This window comes from Paenibacillus sp. OV219 (assembly GCF_900110075.1).
Lineage (GTDB): Bacteria > Bacillota > Bacilli > Paenibacillales > Paenibacillaceae > Paenibacillus_Z.
On record NZ_FOCJ01000002.1, the window covers coordinates 728,203 to 753,746 of the forward strand.

General features: G+C 52.8%; 23 protein-coding genes. 22 read left to right on the plus strand and 1 reads right to left on the minus strand.

Features of this window, described 5'->3' with window-relative positions:
* From BMY11_RS09405 to BMY11_RS09485, 17 genes are all read left to right on the plus strand, one after another.
* The gene (locus BMY11_RS09405) at window positions 1-1,044 is read left to right on the plus strand and encodes a FecCD family ABC transporter permease (RefSeq protein WP_090574291.1); all 1,044 of its coding nucleotides are present in this window, start codon (window positions 1-3) and stop codon (window positions 1,042-1,044) included.
* Window positions 1,041-1,835, plus strand: coding sequence for a heme ABC transporter ATP-binding protein (locus BMY11_RS09410; protein ID WP_090574293.1), 795 nt, complete (start codon window positions 1,041-1,043; stop codon window positions 1,833-1,835). Before BMY11_RS09405 ends, BMY11_RS09410 begins: the two co-directional genes overlap by 4 nt.
* Before the next feature lie 18 nt (window positions 1,836-1,853).
* Window positions 1,854-2,927, plus strand: coding sequence for a nicotinate-nucleotide--dimethylbenzimidazole phosphoribosyltransferase (gene cobT, locus BMY11_RS09415; RefSeq protein ID WP_256217367.1), 1,074 nt, complete (start codon window positions 1,854-1,856; stop codon window positions 2,925-2,927).
* Between the two features lie 32 nt (window positions 2,928-2,959).
* Window positions 2,960-3,553 carry a bifunctional adenosylcobinamide kinase/adenosylcobinamide-phosphate guanylyltransferase gene (cobU, locus tag BMY11_RS09420; RefSeq protein WP_090574297.1) on the plus strand — a complete coding sequence of 198 codons (594 nt, stop codon included), beginning with the start codon at window positions 2,960-2,962 and terminating at the stop codon, window positions 3,551-3,553.
* 39 nt (window positions 3,554-3,592) lie between these two features.
* Entirely contained in the window at window positions 3,593-4,402 is an 810-nt protein-coding gene (gene cobS, locus BMY11_RS09425; protein WP_256217368.1) for an adenosylcobinamide-GDP ribazoletransferase, read from the plus strand.
* A 34-nt stretch (window positions 4,403-4,436) separates the two neighbouring features.
* Window positions 4,437-5,525, plus strand: a complete 1,089-nt coding sequence (locus BMY11_RS09430) for an NAD(P)H-dependent flavin oxidoreductase (RefSeq protein WP_090574299.1) — start codon at window positions 4,437-4,439, stop codon at window positions 5,523-5,525.
* A gap of 28 nt (window positions 5,526-5,553) precedes the next feature.
* Window positions 5,554-6,336 (plus strand): aminoglycoside adenylyltransferase domain-containing protein, encoded by a 783-nt coding sequence (locus tag BMY11_RS09435; protein WP_256217369.1) that lies wholly within the window; start codon window positions 5,554-5,556, stop codon window positions 6,334-6,336.
* A 75-nt stretch (window positions 6,337-6,411) separates the two neighbouring features.
* Window positions 6,412-8,955 carry an ATP-dependent helicase HrpB gene (gene hrpB, locus BMY11_RS09440; protein ID WP_090574303.1) on the plus strand — a complete coding sequence of 848 codons (2,544 nt, stop codon included), beginning with the start codon at window positions 6,412-6,414 and terminating at the stop codon, window positions 8,953-8,955.
* A 41-nt stretch (window positions 8,956-8,996) separates the two neighbouring features.
* Window positions 8,997-9,281, plus strand: coding sequence for a DUF1294 domain-containing protein (locus tag BMY11_RS09445; RefSeq protein ID WP_090574305.1), 285 nt, complete (start codon window positions 8,997-8,999; stop codon window positions 9,279-9,281).
* Between the two features lie 208 nt (window positions 9,282-9,489).
* A complete protein-coding gene (locus BMY11_RS09450; RefSeq protein WP_090574307.1) occupies window positions 9,490-11,586 on the plus strand; it encodes a HelD family protein in 2,097 nt (698 codons plus the stop codon).
* Between the two features lie 110 nt (window positions 11,587-11,696).
* Entirely contained in the window at window positions 11,697-11,903 is a 207-nt protein-coding gene (locus BMY11_RS29700) for a sigma factor-like helix-turn-helix DNA-binding protein (RefSeq protein ID WP_371262790.1), read from the plus strand.
* A gap of 409 nt (window positions 11,904-12,312) precedes the next feature.
* Window positions 12,313-13,125: a nucleotidyltransferase domain-containing protein gene (locus BMY11_RS09460; RefSeq protein WP_090574311.1), complete on the plus strand. Its 813-nt coding sequence runs from the start codon at window positions 12,313-12,315 to the stop codon at window positions 13,123-13,125.
* A gap of 72 nt (window positions 13,126-13,197) precedes the next feature.
* Window positions 13,198-14,307 (plus strand): DUF3900 domain-containing protein, encoded by a 1,110-nt coding sequence (locus BMY11_RS09465; protein WP_090574313.1) that lies wholly within the window; start codon window positions 13,198-13,200, stop codon window positions 14,305-14,307.
* A gap of 37 nt (window positions 14,308-14,344) precedes the next feature.
* A complete protein-coding gene (locus BMY11_RS09470) occupies window positions 14,345-14,692 on the plus strand; it encodes a ribosomal maturation YjgA family protein (protein ID WP_371262783.1) in 348 nt (115 codons plus the stop codon).
* A 26-nt stretch (window positions 14,693-14,718) separates the two neighbouring features.
* Window positions 14,719-15,477, plus strand: a complete 759-nt coding sequence (locus BMY11_RS09475; protein WP_090574314.1) for an SDR family NAD(P)-dependent oxidoreductase — start codon at window positions 14,719-14,721, stop codon at window positions 15,475-15,477.
* Between the two features lie 213 nt (window positions 15,478-15,690).
* Window positions 15,691-16,359, plus strand: a complete 669-nt coding sequence (locus BMY11_RS09480) for a response regulator transcription factor (RefSeq protein WP_090574316.1) — start codon at window positions 15,691-15,693, stop codon at window positions 16,357-16,359.
* Between the two features lie 3 nt (window positions 16,360-16,362).
* Window positions 16,363-17,781, plus strand: coding sequence for a sensor histidine kinase (locus BMY11_RS09485; protein WP_256217370.1), 1,419 nt, complete (start codon window positions 16,363-16,365; stop codon window positions 17,779-17,781).
* 41 nt (window positions 17,782-17,822) lie between these two features.
* Here BMY11_RS09485 and thrC read toward each other — a convergent pair whose 3' ends face one another.
* Complete coding sequence (thrC, locus tag BMY11_RS09490) at window positions 17,823-19,049, minus strand: threonine synthase (protein ID WP_090574318.1); 1,227 nt, start codon at window positions 19,047-19,049, stop codon at window positions 17,823-17,825.
* 164 nt (window positions 19,050-19,213) lie between these two features.
* Here thrC and BMY11_RS09495 point away from each other — a divergent pair, with 164 nt between their 5' ends.
* The 5 genes from BMY11_RS09495 to helD all read left to right on the plus strand — a co-directional run bounded on the left by BMY11_RS09495 (window position 19,214) and on the right by helD (window position 25,541).
* Entirely contained in the window at window positions 19,214-20,131 is a 918-nt protein-coding gene (locus BMY11_RS09495; RefSeq protein WP_256217371.1) for a LysR family transcriptional regulator, read from the plus strand.
* A gap of 101 nt (window positions 20,132-20,232) precedes the next feature.
* A complete protein-coding gene (locus BMY11_RS09500) occupies window positions 20,233-21,603 on the plus strand; it encodes an FAD-binding oxidoreductase (protein WP_090574322.1) in 1,371 nt (456 codons plus the stop codon).
* The gene (locus tag BMY11_RS09505; RefSeq protein ID WP_256217372.1) at window positions 21,596-22,141 is read left to right on the plus strand and encodes an MFS transporter; all 546 of its coding nucleotides are present in this window, start codon (window positions 21,596-21,598) and stop codon (window positions 22,139-22,141) included. Before BMY11_RS09500 ends, BMY11_RS09505 begins: the two co-directional genes overlap by 8 nt.
* 109 nt (window positions 22,142-22,250) lie before the next feature.
* Window positions 22,251-22,907: an FMN-dependent NADH-azoreductase gene (locus tag BMY11_RS09510; protein WP_090574323.1), complete on the plus strand. Its 657-nt coding sequence runs from the start codon at window positions 22,251-22,253 to the stop codon at window positions 22,905-22,907.
* 216 nt (window positions 22,908-23,123) lie between these two features.
* Window positions 23,124-25,541 carry an RNA polymerase recycling motor HelD gene (gene helD / locus BMY11_RS09515; protein ID WP_090574325.1) on the plus strand — a complete coding sequence of 806 codons (2,418 nt, stop codon included), beginning with the start codon at window positions 23,124-23,126 and terminating at the stop codon, window positions 25,539-25,541.
* Window positions 25,542-25,544 lie beyond the last annotated feature (3 nt).

Genomic DNA, 25,544 nt, shown 5'->3' on the forward strand with positions numbered 1-25,544 from the left:
ATGCGTACGAAGCTAGCGATTTATGGAGGAGCAGCAATGCTCCTCTTAGCTATATCTATCGTCGTCAGCTTGTCGATCGGTTCATCGGGCTTGCCGCTCGCTGATGTATGGGGCATTCTCATTCACCAGCTACCCTGGATGTCTGATCCAAGTACCCACTGGGATGCCAGTGAAATTGCTATTGTTACACAGCTACGGCTATCTCGCATCCTGCTCGCTGTATTCGTCGGAGCCTGCTTGGCGCTTGCAGGCAGCGGCTTCCAAGGCGTCCTCCGCAATCCGCTTGCCGATCCATTCACGCTCGGGGTTGCTTCAGGCTGCTCGGTGGGCGCTGCATTCATGATCGTTTTTGGTTATACGACTTGGCTCGGCTTATGGAGCGTTCCGCTTGTTGCGTTTGGAACAGGGATGGTTACGCTTCTGCTCGTTTTCTCGCTATCCCGGGCACGCGGCACGATGAATGTGGAATCGCTCATTCTGTCCGGCGTCATCGTACAGGCGTTTCTCGGCGCATTCGTCTCGTTCATGGTTTCTATGTCGCAGGGTGTCGTGAATGAAGTGATGTTCTGGCTGATGGGCAGCTTGAGTACGCGCAGCTGGGAGCATGTGAAGCTGATTATGCCTTTTGCCATAGTAGGCTTGCCTCTCATGTTCCGATATGCGCAGCATTTGAACTTATTCGTTATGGGCGAGCGTCACGCAGCGCACTTAGGTGTGAATGTCGAACGGACGAAGCTGATCGTGCTCATCCTCTCCACGCTGCTGACTGCGGTTGCCGTATCCATCGCTGGCGTTGTCGGCTTTGTCGGTCTTGTCGTACCGCACTTAATCCGATTGCTAGTCGGACCGGATTATCGGATTATCGTGCCCCTCTCCGCTGTAGGTGGAGGCATCTATCTGTTATGGGCGGACACGCTGGCTCGAACGGCGCTGAGCCCTAAGGAGATATCGCTTGGCGTCGTTACGGCTATCATCGGCGCACCATTCTTTGCCTATCTACTCTACCGGCGCAAAGTGCTGCAGGGAGGAGGCCATTCGGCATGATCGAAGTCAAACAAGTATCCAAGCGGATCGGTCCTAAGAGCCTTTTGCAGGAAATTAGCTTCAGCGCGGAGAAAGGCCGTATGTACGGAATTATCGGGCCGAACGGTGCTGGCAAAACAACGCTTCTGCAGCTGCTATCCGGTATGGATGCGCCTACAAGCGGTGAAGTTCTGCTGCAAGGACAAGCGATTACGTCTATTAAGCGAAAAGAATTGGCGAAGCGGGTAGCTGTCCTCCAGCAGGGAGGCATTCCAGCTGCTGCGTTTACAGTACGTGAAGTGGTGCAGATGGGCCGCTTTCCTTTTCAAAATTGGCTAGGCGAAGAGCGCTTGGACAGCGAGCAGCTCATAGATGATGCGATTGAAACGATGGGACTGACTTCGCTTGCGCATCGGCAGGTGGACCGGCTAAGCGGCGGCGAGCGGCAGCGGGTCGCACTCGCGAAGGTGATGGTTCAAGAGCCAGAGCTGCTGTTGCTTGATGAACCGACCACGTACCTCGACATCGGCTATCAGGTGCAGCTGCTTGATACGGTGAAGCGCTGGCAGCAGGAGCGTCAGTTAACGGTCATCGCGGTGCTGCATGATTTGAACTTGGCAGCGCATTATTGCGATGAACTGCTCGTGCTAAAGCAAGGGAATACAGCTGCGTATGGCCCGCCGTCAACTATTATGAGACCTGAGCTGATCTTGGAGGTTTTCGGTGCGAAGGCTGTGATTCTGCCGCACCCGGAGACTGGCGTGCCGCAGCTGCTGCTTGCGCCTTCTGTGCCGCCAAGTGAGACAAGATAAATGGAGAGGAAGTTACTGATGACACAACATGCGCTCGAGCTTGAACAACGGCTTCAAGAGATTACTTCACGAATTTCACCGCTCAATAGCGATAGTATAGAGGCTGCCGAGAAGCACTTGAACAGCTTGACGAAGCCGCCTGGCAGCTTGGGGAAGCTGGAAGAGATTGCCCGTCAGCTTGCTGGCATTACCGGCGAGATCGCGCCAGACCTAGCGAAGCGTGCTGTCATTGTGATGGCAGGCGACCACGGGGTATGTGAAGAAGGCATCAGTGCGTTTCCGGCTGAGGTCACGCCGCAGATGGTGATGAATTTCTTAGCCGGAGGCGCTGCAGTCAATGTTCTTGCTCGAGGAGCGGGAGCTGATGTGTTCTGTGTGGACATGGGCGTCAATGCGGATCTCACCCATGAAGGGCTGATCAGCTGCAAAACGCGCAAAGGAACGGCGAATATGACCCGAGAAGCTGCGATGACTCGCGAGGAAGCGCTCGCTGGTATCATTGCCGGGTATGAGCTTACCGAAAAGCTGGCTCGTGATGGATATCGAATGTTCGCGACAGGTGAGATGGGAATCGGCAATACGACGGCGAGCGCCGCGCTCTGCGCGGTTCTCGGTTCAATGACGCCGGATGAGGCAGTTGGACTCGGTACAGGCATCAATGAAGAACGTCGCCAACATAAAGTCGATGTTGTATGCCGGGCAATCGCATGCAATGTGCCGAACGCGGGAGATCCGATTGATGTGCTAGCCAAAGTAGGCGGGCTCGAGATTGCCGGACTTGTCGGCGTTATTCTCGGCGCTGCTGCGAACCGTTGTCTTGTTGTCATTGATGGGTTCATTTCTTCGGCAGCCGCTCTCGTTGCATCAATAATTACAGCGCAGGCTACCGCCTATATGATCGGATCTCATCTGTCTCAGGAGCAAGGACATCGCAAGCTGCTTCAGACAATCGGATTGTCGCCGATGCTTCAATTGGATATGCGGCTCGGGGAAGGGACTGGTGCCGTTCTTGGATTCCATATCATAGATGCTGCGGTGCGGATTATGCGGGAGATGGCAACGTTCGAAAGCGCCGGGGTGTCACGCGGTTAGCGGAAAAGGATGCGAGAAAGGTGTGAGCGCTGGTGGCGATATTCATTACCGGTGGAGCCCGCAGCGGTAAGAGCGGCTTCGCGGAAGCGTACGCGATGAAGCTGGCGAAGCAGGGCATCTATATTGCCACTTCGCAGAGCTGGGACGATGAGGAGATGATTGCTCGCACGGAACATCATCAGCGTACACGTGAGCAATCCGGATACAAATGGAAGACTATTGAGGAGCCTTACGCGCTCGCGGAGCTGCTCGAGCAGCTTGAGCGAGAGAGTTCAGATGAAGGTAGTGAGCGCAAAGCGGTTCTCGTAGACTGTTTAACGCTATGGCTGACGAATTGGATGCTTAGGCTCGATGAGGAAGAAAGCGATCAAGGACTTCGCGATTCCAAGCTGCAAGCGATTAACGATCAGCTTGTGGAGGCAGTTGCCGCCTGCACTGGGCCGCTTCTGCTCGTGACCAATGAAGTGGGCAGCGGCATCGTCCCCGCCTATCCGCTCGGACGCAGATTCCGTGATGAAGCAGGTCGGATGAATCGCAAGCTGGCTGAGCGTTGCGAGCAAGCGCTGCTTGTCGTGGCGGGCATTCCGCTTGACTTGAAGGCGCATGCTTTTCACATTGGGGATTAGATCGTGTCCGTTTGAGTTCGCTGTTGTGGGAGGGGTGGCATGGTAACAAAGTTTATGAAAGATCAGCTTCATGCGGCAGGCACGGCTTTTCAGCTGCTGACCCGAATTCCGATACCGGCAGCACTCCCGTTCACGCCGCAAGTGCTTGCAACAAGCGTCGCTTATTATCCGCTGGCAGGGCTTGTAATTGGCAGCATCGTCGCGGCGCTTACATGGGTGCTTGACGGACTTGTGCCGAGCATGCCTGCGGCTGTTATCGTGCTAATCGCGATGACCGCGCTGAGCGGAGGCTTGCATGTGGACGGCTTCATGGATACCGCTGACGGCGTGCTAAGCAATCGACCGCGAGAGAGAATGCTGGAGATTATGAAGGACAGCCGCGTCGGAGCGATGGGGGTATTGGCAGCAGTGCTGCTGTTCTTGTTTAAATTCTCGGCTCTCTACACATTGCTCGCTGAGCGCCCGGATTGGAAGGCGGTCGCACCGCTGCTTGCGCTCGCTTTCGGTTGGAGTCGGCTTTGGATTGTCGCCGCGATGGTGTTGTGGCCATTCGCTCGTCCGAATGAAGGGATGGCGTCCTTGTTCAAGGAGGTTCGCTTGCGCCATGCAGCGGCTGCACTTGCTGTACAGCTGGTGATCGTCTGCGGCGTTGTTGTTATTTTTGAATCGGCGGTGGATGGTATTTGGTTAACGCTGCTTGTCGAAGCTCTAGTTATGGCTGCTCTGGGAAGCATCGTATGCATCTGGCTGTCCCGCAAGCTTGGCGGATTGACAGGCGATACTTATGGAGCGGTGAGCGAGATCATTGAGGCTGCGCTGATTTTTGTCGTTATGATGATGGTTAGTTGATAGTCGATTAGAGTGGTGGAGGTGACATCCCATTATGCTGGAAACGAACGTAACACGCTTGTTGAGAATCAAATATCCGATTATTCAAGCGCCAATGGCTGGTGGTCCGACGACACCTGGGCTGGTGGCGGCTGTCTCGAATGCAGGTGGACTCGGCAGTCTCGGAGCGGGTTACTTAGCGCCAGAGCAGGTTCGTAGTGCGATTCGCGAGATTCGGCAGCTGACTGATCGGCCATTTGGCGTAAATCTGTTTGTTCCGGAAGAGTCGAGGGCCTCGGATGAGACTATCTCAAAGATGAACGAAGTGTTGAATGGTTATCGTGAAAAGCTCGGTATAGACGCTAACCCAGCCATCCCGAAGTATTCTGAAAGCTTCGAGGAGCAAGCTGAGGTGCTGCTAGAGGAAAATGTACCTGTGTTTAGCTTCACCTTCGGCATTCCATCAGCGAAACGATTGGAGGCGATGAGGCAGCAAGGAATTGTGCTCGTCGGCACGGCGACAACCGTAGACGAAGCTATGAAGCTGGAGGCAGCCGGTGTCCATGCGATTACGGCGCAAGGAAGCGAAGCGGGCGGTCATCGCGGAACGTTCTTGAAGAAGGCGGAGGAATCCTTGATCGGCACGATGGCTCTCGTTCCGCAAATGGTGGACCTGGTGTCCGTTCCAGTCATAGCATCTGGCGGTATTATGGACGGGCGTGGACTTGTTGCGAGCCTTGCGCTTGGCGCGTCCGCTGTACAGATGGGAACTGCATTCTTGGCGTGTTCGGAGAGCGGCGCACATACTGCGTTCAAACAGAAGATTTTGACGGCGAATGAGGATTCCACCGAGATTACATCTGTCTACTCTGGCAAGGCCGCACGAGGTATTCGAACGGAATTTATGCGCGAAATGGAAGCTTACACATCGGATATACCAGAGTACCCCATTCAGAATGCGTTGACGAGAGACATCCGCCAAGCTGCTGCCAGAGCAAACAACCCCGAATATATGTCGTTATGGGCGGGTCAAGGGCTGCGGTTAGCGGGCGAGCGTACTGCTGCCGAGACCGTGGAAGTGGTGATAAAGCAGGCTGAAGAACTTGTGAGTTTGATGGGTAAGCTAGGTGGAAAACGTTCATAATCGTGAGGTCTAACAAGGCGGGATGCGTGTGGATACTCATTTATTCTTGGAAAGAATGGCGGACAGGTTCAAGTTGGTGCTAGGAGAGAATGTAGCAGGTATTTACTTGCACGGTTCCTTGGCAATGGGTGGCTTCAACCCTGACAAGAGCGACATAGACATTATCATTCTCGCCAAAAAGAAACTTTCAAAAGCTGAAACAACAGAGCTTACAAAGCAACTGTTATTGCTGCACGAAGAATTACCAAGCGGTCGTGGTATCGAGCTGAGCGTCGTCTTGGAAGCTATCGCAGCAGACTTCGTACATCCGGCTCCGTTTGAATATCATTACTCGGATTCTCATCGGGAGAGGTACCAAACGGATGAAGATTATATGTGCGGAGGGTTTGAAGATCCAGATTTGGCGGCGCATTTTACGATTATCTATGAGCGAGGAGTTACGATCTACGGCAAACCGATTCAAGAGGTGTTTAAGCCTATCGATCGAGCCTGCTACGTACAGTCGATAGTAAGCGACATCGCTAGTGCAGCAGGTGAGATCGTGGATTCACCTGTCTATTACACCTTAAATCTGTGCCGAGTTCTTCTGTATTTACGCGAGGGCTTGGTTTCTTCCAAGAAAGAGGCTGGCGAATGGGCACTTCATACTCTGCCTCATGAATTCAATGCTATCATTGCTACTTGCTTAGATGAATACATTGGGTTGGCAAAAGGGTTCAGGTTAGCTGAAATAGAGTTATTGGCGTTTGCTGAGTATATGTTGATAGAGATTAACCAACATAGCGTTCAAGGATACCCCTCCGTTGTTTGATGGTGGGGTTTTGACGTTGAAAGCGAAAAGTCCCTATAATAGAACTTATGAAATCGTTAGACAGGGGACTCACGCATGGATGATCGTGATCGGAAACAACAGATACAATCGCAAGGCGAGCTGCCAATTGACGGTTTGCTGCCTGAGCTTCAACAGGTGCTTGCTGAAGGCAGCTCAGCTGTGCTTGTAGCGGCGCCCGGAGCGGGAAAGACGACCCGAGTGCCGTTGGCGCTGCTTGGTACGCCTTGGTTAATGGGTCAGCGCATTCTTATGCTGGAGCCGCGCCGATTGGCGGCGCGTGCTGCAGCCCGGTTCATGGCAGCTTCGCTCGGCGAACAGGTTGGAGGAACGGTCGGTTACCGCGTACGGATGGATACGAAGGTTGGACCGTCGACGGTGATTGAGGTGATCACCGAAGGGGTATTAACACGAATGCTTCAAGCTGACCCGGCGCTGGAAGGTGTCGGTATTGTCATCTTTGACGAGTTCCATGAGCGGCATTTACATGGCGATCTTGGGCTCGCTCTCTGTTTGCAGACGCAGGCTTTATTTCGCGACGATCTGCGGCTGCTTGTCATGTCAGCGACGCTGGAAGCAGAGCCGGTCGCGGAGCTGCTCGGTGGTGCGCCCCTTCTCGTGAGCGAAGGGCGTACTTATCCTGTGGAGACGCATTATGCGGCGAAGCCTCCGATGCAAGGCGGCGGCCGCGTGGAAGATGCGGTCGCGCGCACGGTCTTGGAAGCTGTGCATCGCGATGAAGGCGATGCGCTTGTTTTTCTGCCGGGAGCGGGTGAAATTCACCGGGTAGCCGGGCTGCTTCGCGCTTCGGCGGCGCTGCCAGCAGCAACGGTGGTCGTTCCGTTGTACGGCGCATTATCGCCGGAGGCGCAGGATCGTGCCGTTTCGCCCGCAGCTGCGGGCGAACGCAAAATCGTGCTCGCGACGACGATTGCGGAGTCAAGCGTCACGGTCCGCGGCGTTCGCATCGTCGTCGATAGCGGACTGAGCCGCGTGCCGCGATTCTCGCCGCGGACGGGCATGGCACGGCTGGAAACCGTGCCGGTGTCAGTCGCATCGGCGGATCAGCGCCGCGGGCGTGCCGGGCGCGAAGCGCCGGGCGTCTGCTACCGGCTATGGACGGAGCAGGAGCACAGGCAGCTGCAGCCGCAGAGCGATCCGGAGCTGCTCAGCGCAGACCTTGCACCGCTCGCGCTCGAGCTTGCGATCTGGGGCATCGCCGATCCATTCGAGGATCTCGCGTGGCTGACGAAGCCGCCGGCAGCCGCTTACGCGCAGGCGTTGGAGCTGCTGCGAGAGCTTGGTGCGCTCGATGCGGGAGGCAAGCCGAGCTCGCACGGCAAAGCGATGGCCGAGCTCGGCATGCATCCGCGCCTCGCGCATATGGTGCTCGAAGCGAAGCCGCTCGGCCTCGGCGAAGCCGCGTGCGAGCTCGCCGCGCTGCTCGGCGACCGCGATCTGCTGCGCCAGACGCGCAGCATCGATATGCGGCTGCGCGTCGATGCGCTGCGCGGCCGCTCGGCAGCCGGCGAGCAGCCGGACGCCGCTGCGCTGGGGCGGCTCGCCGCGGAGGCGCGCGAGTGGATGCGCGCAGCAAGCATTGCGCCGCAGCCGCGGCAAGCGGTCGCGGATAGAGACGCGACCGGGCTGCTGCTCGCGCTCGCGTACCCGGACCGCATCGCGCAGCGGCGCGGCGACGGCCGGTTTCTGCTGCGCAGCGGCCGGGGCGCGGCTGTGCAGGAGCTGCAGCCGCTCTCCGGCGCGCCGTACCTCGCGACCGCGGAGCTCGAGGATAGCGGCAGCGACAGCCGCATTCTGCTCGGCGCGGAGATTACGCTCGCTGAGATTGAGCTGCACTTCGCCGATCAGCTTGTCGATGAGGCGGATGTGAGATGGGACCGCCAAGCTGGGGCGGTGCGAGCACGGCGGCGCATACGGCTAGGCGCGCTGATCTTGAAAGACACGCAGCTCGAAAGCGCTGATCAAGAGCTTGTTATGAGCGCGTTATTCAATGGCATTGCCGAGCTAGGGTTGGACATGCTTCCCTGGACGAAGCAAGCACGCCAGCTGCAAGCTCGGATCGCGCTAATGCATACGCACAATGCGAGCTGGCCCGATGTATCCGAGGAAGCGCTGCTCGCATCGCTCCCGGAATGGCTCGCTCCTTACGTCGGCGGCATGCGCAGTCGATCCGACTTAACTCGCCTCAATATGGCCCAAATCATGGAGGCGCTGCTGTCCTGGCAGGAGCGTTCGCAGCTTGATGATGAAGTGCCGACGCATATCAAGGTGCCAAGCGGTTCGCGCATCCCGGTCGATTACAGCAACCCGGCAGCGCCCGTGCTCGCCGTCCGGCTGCAGGAGCTGTTCGGTCTTGCGCAGACGCCGCGCATTGCAGGCGGCAAGCTGCCGATTACGATCCATCTGCTGTCGCCGGCGCAGCGGCCGGTGCAGGTAACGCAGGACTTGGCGAGCTTTTGGCAGAACACCTATTTTGAGGTGAAGAAGGACTTGAAGGGCCGCTATCCCAAGCATTATTGGCCGGATAATCCGCTTGAGGCTGAGCCGACAAACCGTACGAAACCAAGGCCACGAGCTTGACTTACGCTAACCTTTATGGAAAGAAGTGACACTCACACAAAATGACACTGATTCTGAAAATATTCGTCTTGTACCTCATTATCATGAATCTCTACGTATTCAATCTAATGCGCATGGATAAGCGGCGTGCAACGAGAGACCGCAAGCATCGCATTCCTGAGAAAACATTGCTCGGGATGAGCCTGATTGGAGGCTCGCTTGGAGGCGTGCTGGCGATGCGGATGTTTAGGCACAAGACGAAGCATCCTGCTTTCTCCATTGGTATGCCGCTTATGCTGGTGCTTCACGTCGCTCTAGTTAGCTTGTTGATTCGGTACTTGCTGTAACATTTTGGCATGGCTTGGAATGAATTGACACTCGTAAAGTGATATGCTATATTGTTCACTCGTGCTCCATAGCAGAGCGTTATTGCCATTATTTATACGAACAGACCAAGCCGCATGCGAATGCGGCTTTCGCCGCCTTCAATCACATTCATGTATGGTGGGAGCTGCAGGCAGAGCAGGCTTGAAGTCGCAGAGGGAGGTAACTGACATGACCGTTCAAAGTGCCTTTCAAGAAGAGGCTGCACGAGTCGAAGATGTGCTGAAGCACATTCAAGAGCAGCTTCGTACGATCGGACCCCGTTACACTGGCAATGATTTTACCGAGCAAATGCTCGAAATTCAGCGTGAACAGAGGCAGCAGAGGCTAGAGATTGCGCAGCGTGAGCCGTATTTTGGCCGAATTGATTTTCAAGAAATCGTTCAACCTGCACCAAAACCGCTCTACATCGGCAAAGCCGGCGTCGCCCATGAGAAGTCGAACGAAGTGCTTGTCGTCGATTGGCGTGCACCGGTAGCTAGCTTGTTCTACGCGTTCAGTGGCGGGGAAGCGCCCGTTACCTACGAATCGCCGGATGGCGACGTGGAAGGGACCGTTCATCTCAAGCGCAACCTGATGGTGCGCGATGGGAAGCTCGAGCGGGTGGTCGACAGCTATGTTCGAGGGCAGGAAGAAGAATCCGTCACCGACGAGTTCCTGCTATTTCGGCTCGGGGAGAGCAAGGACAATAAGCTGCGCGACATCGTTTCGACGATTCAGCAAGAGCAGGACCGCATTATTCGGACGGACAAGAACAAAGCCGTCTTCATTCAAGGGGTAGCCGGCAGCGGTAAAACGACCGTTGCGCTCCATCGTCTTGCGTATTTGCTGTACCGCTACGCAGGTGCGATTCGCGCGGATCGGATGGTTATTTTTGCGCCAAACCGGATGTTCCTAGACTATATTTCCGGCGTGCTGCCGGAGCTCGGCGTTGGCGATATTTTGCAGACGACATTCGCAGATTGGGCGCTTGAGCAGTTGGATGGCTCCGTTCGTCTCGACGACGAGTTCGACCCGTTTACTTATTGGTTTGAGCATCAGCGTTCCAGAGAAGAGATGGAAACGGCGACAAGTCGCGTGAAAGGCAGCCTTGCCTTCAAAGCGCTTGTTGATGAGAAGCTTGTGCTCACCGAGTCATCGCTTATTCCAGAGGAAGCCTTTGAGCCGATGGCGGGTTGGAAGGTGACGCCAGCGATGATTATCGAATGGCTCTCGACCGACGATAGCAATGAGCCTTATATGAAACGCCGCACGAGGCTGGTCAGCCGCTTGAAGCGCTGGCTGGAGTCGGAGTGGAAAACGCGTAGGCTTACGGACAAAACACTCAAGTCGAAGCTCAGCACGAAGCTTAATGCATATACGAAGAAAATTCCGGCTTTTACAGCTCCACAATTGTACAGCTCGCTTCTTGGTGAAGCAGTTACGCAAGAGCTAATTGGGGCTGAGGCATGCAAGAATACGATCAAGTCGCTCAAGAAGAAGTTTATCCTTCCTGAGGATCTCGCGTCGCTTGTATACATTCAGCTTCGGATGTATGGCAGCGAGCAACCGCCGTACGATCATATCGTGATCGACGAAGCGCAGGACTACTCGCCGTTCCAGATTGAAGCTCTGAAGCAGTGCCAGCGTCAGCCGTCGATGACGGTGCTTGGCGATTTGCAGCAAGGTATTCATGGCTATGCTGGCATTCACAGCTGGAAGGAGCAAATAGCGCTCTTCCCGGAAGCGGACACTGGTTATTTCGAGCTCGATCGGAGTTACCGCTCTACGATGGAAATCATAGATTTTGCAAACTTGGTGCTCGGCAGCATGGGCGACGGCGTGAAGCCGGCTGTCCCCGTGTTCCGGAGCGGCGAGGCTGTGGAAGTGGTCGATGCAGGGTCAGATGATGAGCGGCTCGCTGGAGTTGTACAGACAGTGAAGGAGTGGCAGGCAACCGGTCACTACCGGACAATGGCTGTGCTTGGGCGGACTGCCCGCTCATGTGCGGCGATTGCCGCGGAGCTGAGAGCAGCTGGCATACCTTGCTCGCTCGTCGAGAGTAAGCAAGAGGCGTACGGCGGCGGATTAACCGTCGTTCCGGCGTATTTGGCGAAAGGCCTCGAATTCGATGCCGTGCTTATTGCCGATGCCGATGCTGATAGCTTTGGCAGCAACGACTCAAAGCTGCTATACGTAGCGTGCACGCGTGCGCTCCATAAGCTGAAGCTGCTGTACAGCGGTGAGCTGACGACGCTCGCAGCTTCGCTGCCGGTGGCGGTTGGTTAACATTGTGATAAAAGGTTATGAGATGGAGCAGGTTGCCGTTAGAGGCGATCTGCTCTTTTTTTTTGCATTGCGCAACCAACAGGCCTTTGGCTGATCTAATAGCTATAGACATGAGGGGAGAGGCAGACGATTGGATCATATTGAAACAATCAAGATCTGGATTTGGAGCAGAAAGAAATAAGGAAATCGGTGACATTCTGAACCTAACCGAAAGGAGCATCAAGTCCAGGCTTCATCGTGCCAGAGAGAAGCTGTTATGTAGAGCAACCCTTGGAGGCTTTTGGAGTAACCGCGCACCTCCCATAAATGGTTTCTAAGCGACCAAGATAGGCGGGAAAACAGCGTCTTGGGTGAAAGAAGAGCCAAAGAAGAGCCAAAGAAGAGCCAAAGAAAGAAGCTGGTCTGCTGGACCACATTGGCAGAAATCCACCACAGATAGCAAATGTAGCTGGTCTGGTGGACTACATTGACGGAAATCCACCTAAGATAGCCAAAGAAGCTGGTCTGCTGGACTACATTGGCCGTCATCATACTCCAATTAATAAGCTGTCTGAGGCCCATGGCTTCGGACAGCTTATTTATTCCCACGCTGCAACGAAATTGGTTGGAATTTGTAAATATAATATGAAAATCCCGCCTGCCATAATTTCTCTTTATTGCCGTAGCTTCAGCGATTATCATGGCATCATAAGATCATTTTGCAAATAGGCGAGGTGCATTAGCTACATGTTACCCCCATCCGTAGAACGAAAGATGAGCAAGCTAGCTAGCGCGCTGCGAAGTAGAACATCCATTGTTAAGTCCATCTATTTGTATGGCTCTGTGGCGTTAGACGATTATATTGACGGTACGAGCGATATTGATTTTGTAGCCATCGTCCGTGAAAATCTCACTGAAGTGGACATTAAAGCGATCAGCGAGGCGCATGCGGAAACGGAGCAAGAATGCCCGGAGGTCGACATCATGGGCATGTACTTGCTCACTCATGATCTGGGCCAATCATATCGCTCGGATCGTCCGTGCGTAACCTTTTACAATAAAGAGGTGCACACCAATGGGTTCGGCGCAGATTGGAATCCGATTACGTGGTGGATTCTCAAGCATCGCGGCATACGAATAGATGGCGCGGAACAATTAATGGATTATGAAGTCGATACGCAGTCGCTAGTCAACTATGTCATCGAGAATATGAACAACTACTGGTTAGGGTGGATCGAACGGTTAGAGCAATTCATAGCAAGCAAGGGAAGCTTCTCGACAAGGCAGTTGGATGAAGCAGTGGATTGGTGTGCGCTCGGCATGTTGCGCCAGCTCTATACCTTGTCGGAGCACGGCATCAAGAGCAAAGTGCAATCCGGCCAGTATGGATTTACAGTCATTCCCGAGAAGTGGCACGGTATCATTCAAGAAGCGATATGGATCAAGCAGCTCCACCCGGAACGGGTTTATACGGATAACGACAAGCGGCTGGGGGATCTTGCAGCATTGTTGCGATACATTCATGAGGAGGCCAATCGAATATGCAGCTCCCTGAGCTAGAAGCTTGTATCTATCCGAAAACGAAATATGCTATGCTAGTGACTTAACGTTCTTACAAAAGGAGCCGCATCAATGGATTTTATCGTCGAGTATTTATCGTTCTTCGTTATTCAAGGCGAGGGCGGCGACACAAACGCTGCCAAGACCTTTAAACATTTTCAGACATTGGACCGCTATGACTACGCTGAGAGTGAGCTCAAGTCATTTCTAGACGGCGAGTTTACCCGAATTTGCAAAAGAAAAGCGGAGCGCCATCCATCAACGGACTCAGCTCCGACGAAGATCGGTCGATTCATCGTTGAGCCAGGCTATGAATTGGACAGCAACCCGAACTACAATACGTTCCAGCGTCTTCGCCAGTCCACATCCGCTCAAGAGTTTCACGGCTTCGCCGATGAGCTCGTTCGGCTCTATATGGAAGCGGCGGCTGTTCGCGGCGGCGCTTTCATTGTCGTGCATGCGACGCCGAATCGGCATACGGACGAGCCGCTGCTGTTCGTGCTCAAGTGTGATTTTGAACCAAAGATTGCGCGCATCACCGATGAACATAATTTGATTTCACATGTGGAGATGGCGATTAGCGCGCGGAATATGAAGTCGATCCAATACCCGTTGATGCCGGAAGAAGGGATGCTTGAGCCTTGGGAGCTGAAAATCCATCAAGCGTCGCATGCGAGATATTTCGAGGATTTCCTCCGGTTCGTCAGCTATGAGAAGGCGATGCCGGAGCTGATGAGCGACCATATGCTTGAGATGGTTCATGAGTATATGGAGGATAAATGGCAAGGAAATGCGAGCGAGGCGCGCGAGCAGGAAGCGCAGCAGTTCGAGGTGTGGGCGGCGAGCGAGAAGCGGGAGCTGCAGGAATCTTGGCCGCAGGAGCGGGTTGTCGCAGCAGCGGAACGACTTATTGAGCAGCAGCCTAACCTGAGCGTCGCGTTCAAGCTTGGAGATTGGTCTGTCAAAGGGCCGCTTGCCGAATTCGGGCAATCGATCCATTTTGCAACCTACAACGGTCGTTATATTGCGCTTATTGAAGGAGACGGCTTCCAGTTCGATCGTAGCATGTCGCCGGTGGAGCTGCTGCAGCCGCCGGATTTGCTGGAGGTGCTTGAGTTTGTGGGGAAGAAGAAAGAGAAAGCAAACGAGTCAACTTCAAGGCTGGACGATCTTCCATACTAGACGCTCACCGTACTTAGTCGCGGCGGGAGCGGTGATTGTGTTAGGCCTCGCGGTCAGGCGATACCCGGAGGCTCTGCCTGGATGGATTGCCGAGCATGCCGGAGATGCGCTGTGGGCAAGCATGATCTACTTCGGCTTCCGATTCTGCTTCCATAAGCAGAGCCTCCGTGCAGCCGCAATCGTTAGCTTGTGTTTCTGCTTCGCAGACGAATTCAGTCAGCTGTATCAAGCGGATTGGATAAACCAGGTTCGTGAAACGACGCTCGGAGCGCTCTTGCTTGGACATGGCTTTTTAATTGTCGATCTGTTTCGGTATACCGTTGGCATTGGAGTAGCATACAGCGTCGATCGCTGGATGCTCCAAGCGAAGCGGCGTTTATTCTAGCGATCGTTGAGGAGGAGGTATGGAAGATGCAGGCGAACATATCGAAAGCAGCAATCGTAACAGGGGTATCGCGTGGGCTAGGGGAAGCCATTGCAGATGTGCTTATTCAACAAGGGTACCAGGTGTTCGGAGTAGCTCGTACATCTCCGGTGGATCGGCTTACGAAGGAAACGGCATTCACGTATGTCTCATGTGATCTAGCAGACACCTCAGCGGTAGAAGTATCGTTCAATTCCATTGCTCAATCCATCAGTCTTCAGCCTGTAGATGAGCTGCTGCTTATCAATAACGCAGCGATGCTCGAGCCGCTTAGGCCGCTGCCCGATCTGGAATCCTCAGAGATGGCGAAGCATCTGCAGACAAGCTTGCTCGCGCCGATGGTGCTGTGCAGCCGGTTCATCAAGCTCGTACAGGATCTGCCTATCCGTGCCACTATCGTGAATGTAACATCAGGATTGGGCGAGTATTCCGCACCATCCATGAGCATGTATTGCAGCGGCAAAGCGGCGCTTAATATGCTCACTCGCTGTATCGCAGATGAGCAGCGGGACGCCGTGCGCCCGATTCAGGCTTACGCGTTTGATCCGGGCATGATGGAAACAGCGATGCAAGTTACCGCACGCGGGAAGGATCGCGAGCAGTTCCCGCTGCAGCGATTCTTTCAAGAGAGCCACGAGACAGGCAAGCTGCGTGAGGCGTCTGAGGTAGCCGCGGAGCTGCTGCGATTGCTTGAGAAGCCGCACTCTAATGGCATAGTGCTGAGAGCTTTCGAACTAAGCTCGTAAATACGAGCGGCAGCGGCGCGGCGGTGTAACTCTAGTTGCTATAACGAATGAACGATAAGAAGCCGAGCCTGCTAGTTGCAGGTTCAGGCTTCTTTTGCTTTTTGCCGAGTATTGGTAAGATGGGATAGGACTGTTCATATTCTGTTCATGATTGAAACGTATATTGAGTGCATGAATTCCCATTCTAACGACAACCGGAGATGAAAACTTACAATGACGAAACTATTAATCGTCGATGACGATCCCCATATTCGTGAGCTTATTCGGCTGTTTCTCGCTCGGGAAGGCTTTGAAATTGTCGAGGCAGGCGACGGAGAAGAAGCGCTTAGCATTCTGGAGACTACCCAGGTTGACCTTGCTGTTCTTGATGTGATGATGCCGAACATGGACGGCTGGGAGCTGTGCAAGGAGCTGCGCGAATCGACCGAGCTTCCGGTGCTCATGCTGACGGCGAAGGGCGAAACAAGTCAGAAGGTGAAGGGGTTCGAGCTAGGCGCGGACGATTATCTCGTTAAGCCGTTTGAGCCGGTGGAGCTTGTTGCGCGCGTGAAGGCGCTGCTCAAGCGGTACAAGATTGCAAACTCACATACGGTTACCGTTGGCAACGTTCAGCTCAACCGTTCGACCTATTCGGTTACGATGGAAGATACGACGATGACTCTGCCCATGAAGGAGTTTGAGTTGCTATTCAAGCTTGCGAGCTATCCGGGCAAAACCTTCTCGCGCGAGCATCTCATCGAACAGCTATGGGGCTACGATTATGAAGGCGACGAGCGGACGGTCGATGTTCATATTAAGCGGCTTCGCGAGAAATTCCCGGAGGAGCGTAGCCGAGTCCGAATCCAGACGATCCGGGGTCTTGGATACCGGCTGGAGGTTTAACGGATGGATATGCCATTGTGGAAAAGAATATTGGCAGGGCTTGCCGGCATGATCCTCATGAATATTGCCATCTATACCACGTTTACGATCGCTTACACGGCTGTTTCCTACTATAAAGAGAAACATAATCAATCGGCATTAACGGCGGAGCTGGTTCATGACGGACAGCTGATCGCAGATATTCTTACAAGCAAGCCGAGCAGCGAGTGGAAGGATGCGCTGCTGCCAGCTGCAAGCAGCAATGGCTACCGAATTGTACTCGTCGACGCTAAGGGGAAAGTGGAGACCTTCGGTGATGCTGAGAAGGCTGGCAGCCTGCCTTCTCAGGAAGCAACTGCGGCAGTGCTTGAACGCGGTGAGAAGGTAGAACTGCTGAAGCGTTCGAATCCTTTTGTCAAAGGAACCGCGCTTGCGGGGATGAAGGTGAGCAGGGGCGGTCAGCAATATGCTCTCTTTATCCAGGAGGAAGCGCCTAGCTTGTATCGCGGCTTGCCGCAGCAGCTGTTTACGGTGTTTCTAGGGTTTCTGCTCTTGTTCATCATCTTGCTACTGATCGGTCGACCTTGGCGGCATCGGGATGGGGCTCGTGTGTACATTAATGCCATCCGACGCATGTCGAAAGGGGACTTTTCTGTGTCAATTGCCAAATCCGAGCAAATACCGCAATTCGGAGAGCTTGCAGCGAGCATTAACGATATGGCCGCTGAGCTGAGCCAGCTGGAGCAGATGCGCCAGACGTTCATCAGCAACGTCTCTCATGAGATTCAGTCGCCACTAACCTCTATTCGAGGCTTTGCTAAAGCACTACAGCATGAAGGGATCGATGATGAGCAGCGCAATCATTACGCGAGCATTATCGAGAACGAGAGCACGAGGCTATCCAAACTGAGCGACAATCTGCTCAAGCTGACGACGCTTGAAGCGAGAGATGAGCCGATACGGCTGAAGCCGCTGCGCCTCGATCAGCAGGTACGGTCGATGATTCTTGCTTGTGAGCCGCTCTGGATGGACAAGAATATTGTCATGGATGTGGGCTTGGACGAGGAAGTGACGATCTTAGGTGATGACGAATTGCTATCGCAAGTATGGATGAACATTCTCGCGAATAGCATGAAGTTTACTCCTGAAGGAGGCACCGTTAGCGTTGAAGTGAAGCAGACAGCGGGTGGAGCGAGCGTCTCCATTACAGATACGGGAATAGGAATATCCGAGGAGGATTTACCGCATATCTTCGAACGATTCTTCAAGGCGGATAGGTCACGCAACCGCAAGTTGGGAGGTAGCGGCCTAGGGCTGTCTATTGTCAAAAGAATAGTCGATATGCATAACGGCACAGTGACTGCGAGCAGTAAAGCGGATGCAGGAACGACGATTACCGTGACGCTGCCAAGCGGTCCGCCTCAGCTGCCAGCGAAAAAATAAACAACGCACTTCCTAGCATCGCTTAGGAGGTGCGTTTTTTGTTAGGACTGAAGCTGGACATGCTGGATGCATTCAGGCAAATCGAGATACATTCGAAGTGCATCGGAATCTTTCAAAAGATGACCGGTTATAATGCAGGCTGCGGTCTCGTCCGGATGAATGATGCCTTCATTCACAAGCTTGCGCAGCCCGGCAACAGCCGCGGCGGAAGCGGGCTCGGCGCCGATGCCTGAGCGGTCGAGCTGCTGCTTCGCTAGCATTATTTCGTTGTCGCTGACAGCTGCCGTGACACCATTCGTCAGCTGAAGCACACCAAGTGCTTTCCGCCAGCTCGGGGGGTTGCCGATATTGAGCGCCGAAGCAATCGTGGATGGATTCGTTTCCGGGGTTAGCGTATCCGCGCCGCTCTCAACCATCCGATGGAACGGACTTGCGCCTTCGGCTTGAATGACCGCAATACGCGGCAGCTTGTCGATGAAGCCGAGCGTGTACAGATCGTGCAGCCCTTTACCAAGCGCAGACGCATTGCTCAGTGCGCCGCCGGGGAGCACAATCCAGTCGGGCAGCATCCAATTCATATCCTGTGCGAGTTCATACACGATGCTCTTCTGGCCTTCAATTCGAAACGGATTAATCGAATTGCACACATATAACCCTTCTGCTTCCGCATACTTGTCCAGCCACCGGATTCCGTCGTCATAGGTGCCGGTGAATGTCCGAACCTGCGCTCCGTAAGCGAGTGTCTGCAGCACCTTGTTCAGAGCAACATCACGATCAGGCACGAGCACAACAGAAGCGAGGCCTGCAGTTGCAGCATACATCGCAAGCGATGACGACGTGTTGCCGGTTGAAGTGCAAGCAAACTTCTGATAACCAAGTGATCGGCCATGGGAGACGGCTGCGGTCATCCCATTATCTTTGAAGGAACCGCTTGGGTTCTCGCTCTGTGCTTTCAGCCAAAGACGTCTAACGCCGGTGAATGATCGCACAAGCTCTGTTTCATAGAGTCCAGTATTGCCCTCGTTTCGAGTAACGATGAACGGATCAGGCAGCTCTGGCGCAATCAACTCCTTATAGCGCCATACACCGCTGGCCATTAATGTATGGCGCTCAGCACGGCGCTCATGGAATTGCCGCTTTAGCAGCTCCGCATCTATACCACTGAAGTCTTGTACGAGCTGAAGCAGTCCCCCGCAATTGCAGGTGTACCTCATCGGACTTGTATCCATTCCATATGTCGTATTGCAGATCATACATGCTGCTTTCATCGCGTAGAGATCCCCCTTTAGTGTTACTTAATCAGCTGTTCGCTTGATCGGAATCGTTCTACTACATACAATAAATTGAAACGATCTATAATTCTAATACATATATATTTGATATTTATAACTACAGGTTATGATTAGGGTAGAAGTGAGAGCGGAGGGCCGGAATGACTATGAATCTATATGGGCTGATTGTGTTTCATCATGTTGCGACGACTGGAAGTGTGACGAGAGCTGCCGAAGTGCTCCGCATTAGCCAGCCAGCTGTGACGACGCATGTGCGCAATATGGCTGCGGAGCTTGGTGTGCCACTTCTAGCGCCAAGAGGGAGAGGCATTCTACTCACGGAAGCGGGAGAACGGTTAGCCGCGCATGCTTCCAGACTGTTCGCGCTTGAGCAGGACATTGCCCGCGATATGGCTGCATTTCGTGATGGTACGACGGGCAAGCTGCGAATCGCTGCGACGTCGCTGCCTGCGAATTTCCTATTGATGGAGCAGATCGCAGCATTCAAGCTTGCTTGTCCTTCTGTATCGGTGTCCATGGAGACGCGAAATGCGAATGATGCCATGGAAGCCTTACTCCAATATGAAGCGGATATAGCAGTGATTGGAGGAAGTGGAGAAACACGGGAGGAATTAACGCGGCTGGTGCTCCTGGAGGATGAGCTGTGGTTCGTCGTATCGCCATTTCATGCGTTAGCAGGACAAACTCTTTCACTTGGGGAACTGTTCACGGAGCCGTTCATCATGCGCGAGGAAGGGAGTGCGGCACGCGACCGACTGCTTGCGCTCTGCCGCATCCATGGAGCAGCCGTACCGGAGACGGCGATTCAAGTAAGCGGTGCTCATGAATCTCTTCATGCGGTAGCAGCTGGACTTGGCGTTTCCTTCGTCTCTTCATTAGAAGCTCGGCGAGCGATCGCAAGGGGAGAATTGGCGAGGATTCAGGTGGCAGGTGAAGCTGAATTGCATCATCCCATTGTGCTGTACACAAGAGATGGTGAGAAGCTTCCTCCAGTTGCGCAGCAGTTTGTGAATGTCATGTTGAAGCAAATGAAGGCGGTGATCGGATCAGAGCTCTAACAACTCTAACACGTAAATGTTTCAAAGGTAACCGAGCCGTTCCTATTACGTTACCGATTATCATTTACTTGTTGCTGCTTGCTGGATCACTTGTCATCCGAATGGGCATGCCACATGATCAATACGCTTCTGATGTCAGCAGATTGATGGAGGAACGTATCTATAAAACTGTACATATTCACGATACGGAGGACATTCGAAAAGCTTTAGCAGAGGCGAAAGAGCGTGGTTTACCGATCTCCGTATCCGGCGCGAAGCATAGTCAGGGAGGTCAAACTTTTGCCGAGAACGCCATTGTTCTTGATATGCGCCCCCTTAATCGCGTCCTGCGAATCGACCAAGTTAGCAGGGAAATTACGGTACAAAGCGGTGCGACTTGGGAGCAAGTACAGTCAGCAATCAACCCGTTCGGCTTATCACTTCGTATCATGCAATCACAGAACCTTTTCACTGTTGGGGGAACGATGAGCGTAAATGCTCATGGACGCGATATTCATGAGGGCCCTTTCATTGAATCAGTGAAGTCATTCCGATTAATGAACGCAGAGGGGAAAATGATCGAGGTCAGTCGAACCAGCAATTCCAATTTGTTCGGAACCGTAATTGGCGGATACGGATTATTCGGTGTTATCGTAGACGTTACCCTTTCGTTAACTGTAGATTCCTTGTATAAACAGCATGTCGTACCGATTCAATATGATGCGTTTGCTAGTTATTTTGCAAATGAGGTTCGAAACAATCCGATAAATGTAATGATGATTGCGCGATTATCCGTTGCGCCTGAAGCCTACTTAACGGATATGTTTATTACGACGTATGAGAAGAGCGATGAACATATGTCAGCTGAGCTAACGGGTTTACGTCATGAGAATGCTGCAGGCGCAGGGGTAGCGAAGTTTGCCTTGGGATTATCACGCAAGTTTGAATGGGGTAAGTCTCTTGTTTGGAGGCTGCAGAAGAAAGGGTATCTACTAAGTGACGGCAAGCTCATATCGCGTAATAATGCCATGCGCCCTGATGCGAAGTTCATGGAGTATGCTGATCCTCAGCGAACCGACTTGCTTCAGGAATATTTTGTTCCCTTAGATCAATTCAGGCCATTTGTTGATGGCTTACGTGAAATTTTACTGAAGGATAACCTTAATTTGCTCAACATTACGGTGCGGTATGTACCGCATGATGAAGAGTCCGTCCTCAGTTATTCGAAGAGAGACAGCTTCGCGTTCGTACTGCTGTTCAATAACAAACGATCTGCAGCATCCGTTGAGAAGTTTGCTGCTTCCACCAGGAAGCTTATTGACTTGGCAATAATGCAAGGCGGTGCTTATTATCTTCCTTATCAGCTGTTCGCAGATGATCGTCAATTACGCAGCGCTTATCCGCATACAGATGCATTCTTTGCAGCCAAGAAGCAAGTAGATCCTAAATTAATTTTCCAGAATGAATTTTATGCGAGGTATGCTCATGAGTAATATGATGCGGCTGATGATGGTTTCACAAAGTGTCATGACATTCGGATCTGGTATTGTTTTTCCATTTTATCTGATCTTTGTGAAGGAAATCGGTGGCGATTTTACTCAATATGGAATCGCATATGGATTGTTCACCATTTGCTCCGCTTATTTGAACTGGTGGTTCGGGAAGTCTTCAGATCGTTATGGACGGAAGTTGTTTCTTCTCCTGTCTGCATGGGGGACGGCGGTATTGTTTCTTATTTTCCCTCTCGTCACAAGCATTTGGCAGGTGTATGCTCTACAAATCGCGATGGGCGCATTCGGTGCCATGCAGCGAACCTGTGAGAAAGCGTTTCTTGCCGATATGACGGAGGAAGGTCGCCGAGGGGAGCAAATCGGTCGTTATCACGTCAGTGTATCGTTATTTTCCGGAGCTGCTGTTATTGCTGGAGGGTTCTTAATTGATCTATTCACGCTCGATTTGATGTTCTATTTGGGTTCCGTCATCTTATTTATTAGCGGTTTGATGCTGCTTAGAGTAAAAAGAAGTATTTAGCATGTGAGCCACAAACAATCAGTCGGTTAGGAAGTATCCAATACCTCTTGCCGGACCATTCTAACGTACGTGTCCGTCATTCTAACAAAGAGGCAGGGATCGTCCATTTATGGCTAAGCTTCTGTATATTACTGCGCATCCGCACGATCATCAAGCTTCGTACAGTATGGCTGTCGGTCAAGCATTCATTGATTCTTACCGCGAATCTCATCCGCAAGATGAAATTGTACATTTGGACTTGTACAAGACGGAAATTCCGTATATTGATGCGGATGTGTTCAGCGGCTGGGGCAAGCTGCGCAGTGGCGGGGAGTTTAGCTCACTGTCCGGCGACGAACAGAAGAAGGTCGCAAGGCTTGGTGAGATTGTAGATCAGTTCGTTTCAGGAGACAAGTATGTGTTCGTAACACCGCTCTGGAACTTCTCATATCCGCCAATTATGAAGGCCTATATTGACTCCATCTGCGTGGCGGGAAAAACATTTAGTTATACGAAGGAAGGGCCCGTCGGGCTGCTGAAAGACAAGTCAGCCATTCATATTCAAGCACGAGGCGGCGTTTATTCGGAAGGTCCGGCGGCAGGATTGGAATGTGGTCATCGCCACTTAAATGCCATCATGCAGTTCGTTGGCATCACTGATTTCAAAGGGATCTTCGTTGAAGGCGTTAACGCGATGCCAGAGAATGCGCCCGAGATTAAGGAAAAGGCGATTGCCGAAGCGAAGAAGGAAGCGAAAGTGTTTGGTGCAGTGACCGCAAAAGTTTAACTGACGGACCGATATACCGATAAGTAAAGTAGAGTCGAAAGCTAAGCTCCTTCTGACGCTCATGCGAATGGAGGAGCTTGGTTTACATAGACCGAGTATGAAATACATAGAATATTGAGGTTTCGCGTGAACGGGAACGACTAACCGTATTGATTTTCCAATTATTGTTTGATACGATCAGTTCTCGTTTTTCTGTCATGTGGAGGTGGAATATAGGTGAGTTTTAAATCACAGGATTGGCAGCAGGAACAAGAGCGCGTGAATGATGTCACTACACATATTCGAGCTAAGATTTACTCGCTCGAGGAATCAACCTCGGAAACCATGTCCGAAATGGTCGATATCCGCAAAAACTTCTGGGATGACGTTACCGTCAATTTCGAGGATTCGGCGGAAATGGCGGAGACGTTTGCGAGCTTGAAGCAACAAGCTGAGATTCTGTCGGAGCGCGAGCGTACCCATCGCCATGCTTCGTTGCAGCTACGCACACTAAGGAAGCTGAAGTCCACGCCGTATTTTGGCCGGATCGATTTTGCAGAGAATGGCGAACCAGTCGATCAAGTTTATCTTGGGATTGCATCACTGCGAGACGATAAAGATGAGAACTACTTGATCTATGATTGGCGGGCGCCGATTGCCAGCCTTTATTACGATTACCCGCCAGGACCGGCGGTTGTTGAAACGCCGATGGGGTCGATCTCCGGCGAGCTGAAGCTGAAGCGGCAGTTTGTCATCCGTGAAGGCGAGATCCGCAGCCTGTTTGATACGGGTGTTACGATCGGCGACGAGCTGCTTCAAGAGGTGCTCGGCAAGCAATCTGATGCTGCCATGAAGAGCATCGTCGGCACAATTCAGAAGGAACAGAACCGAATTATTCGCAATGAGCGTAGCCGATTGCTGCTTGTTCAAGGTGCAGCGGGCAGCGGCAAGACTTCGGCGGCACTGCAGCGGATTGCTTATTTGCTGTACCGATTCCGCGGCACGCTGAAGGCTGACCAGATCGTATTGTTCTCACCGAATCCGATGTTTAATAGTTATGTCTCTACGGTACTGCCGGAGCTTGGCGAAGAGAATATGCAGCAGACGACTTTCCATGAGTACCTCACGGCACGGATCGGCAGATCGTTTAAACTAGAGAATCCGTATGCGCAGCTGGAATATGCACTGACCGGGATGAATGAACCGGAGTACAATGCACGAATGACAGGCATCCAATATAAGGCGTCAACCGATTTTGTGGCGCTCATCGATCAATACTTAGTTCTGCTTGGATCGGAAGGGCTTGAATTCCGTGACATCGCATTCCGTGATGAAATTGTCGTCCCCTCAGCTGACATTCACCAGTACTTCTATGCGCTTGATCATAGCATCGCCATCCCGAACCGGCTTCGCCTAGTCGCGGAGTGGCTGCTTAGCCAATTGAAAGAGAGGCAGAAGGTTGCGTTAGATGAGGAGTGGGTCGACGAAGCTGTCGAACTGCTCGATAAAGATACGTATTTGAAGGCGTATCAAAGCGTCCGCAAGAACAAACGGAACAGCCGTGAGGACTCGTTCGACGATTTCGATCGGGAACGTGAATTGCTAGGCCAGTATGTCGTATCGGAGCAGTTCAAGCCCATTCGATCACGGCTGCGGAAGCTTGCTTTTGTCGATTTGCGTGCTTCATATGTGAATTTGTTCCGTGAACCGGCGTTTGCCGCATCTTTACTTGCAGGATCTGATGCAGGTGCGGTCGGGTTCACAAAGCTGCCAGCAGAATGGAATGAGATCTGTGCATGGACGAACTCGAAGCTACTGAATCGAGTCCTGCCATACGAAGATGCAACACCGTTCTTGTATGTTGTGGAGCGGATTCGAGGCTTCCAGACGAACACCTCAGTGCGGCATGTCATCATTGATGAAGCCCAAGATTATACGGCATTTCAGTTCGCCTATATGAAGAGACTGTTCCCTTTCAGCCGCGTGACGGCGCTCGGGGACTTGAACCAGTCAATCAATGCACATACGGCGACAGATGGCATGATGGGATTCAGTGCGCTTGCAGCGCTATATCCGGCTGAAGAGACCGAGACGATTGTACTGCATCAAAGCTACCGCTCCACTCGGCCTATTGTTGAGTTCACAAGCACACTCATACCTGGCGGTGAAGAGATTCAGCCGTTTAACCGTGATGGCGATCGACCAACGTTGACCGTTGCTGCGAATCGGATAGAGCTTCACGCCCGTATTGTGGAACGTATACAGAAGCTGAATAGAGAGGGTAATCGCACGATTGCTGTCATCTGCAAAACAGCAGCTCAAAGCACTGAAGCTTTCGAAGCTTTAAGGGAGCAGCTGCCGGTCCGTTTGATCGAGCGGGAAACGTCGACTTTTGCGCCGGGGATTGTCGTCATTCCATCCTATCTGGCAAAAGGTGTAGAGTTTGACGCCGTTCTGGTGTATGATGCATCTGACCATGCTGCAACCGGCTATCAGTTGGAGCGCGAACGGAGATTGTTCTATACCGTATGTACACGTGCGATGCATGAGCTGCATCTGTTCGTTTCCGGTTCTGAGCGAGTGTGTCCTTTTATTAGGGAAGCAGTTCTCGATCAACTCGTTCAACTAGGTCAACTCGGACACACAATCCGTTAACAC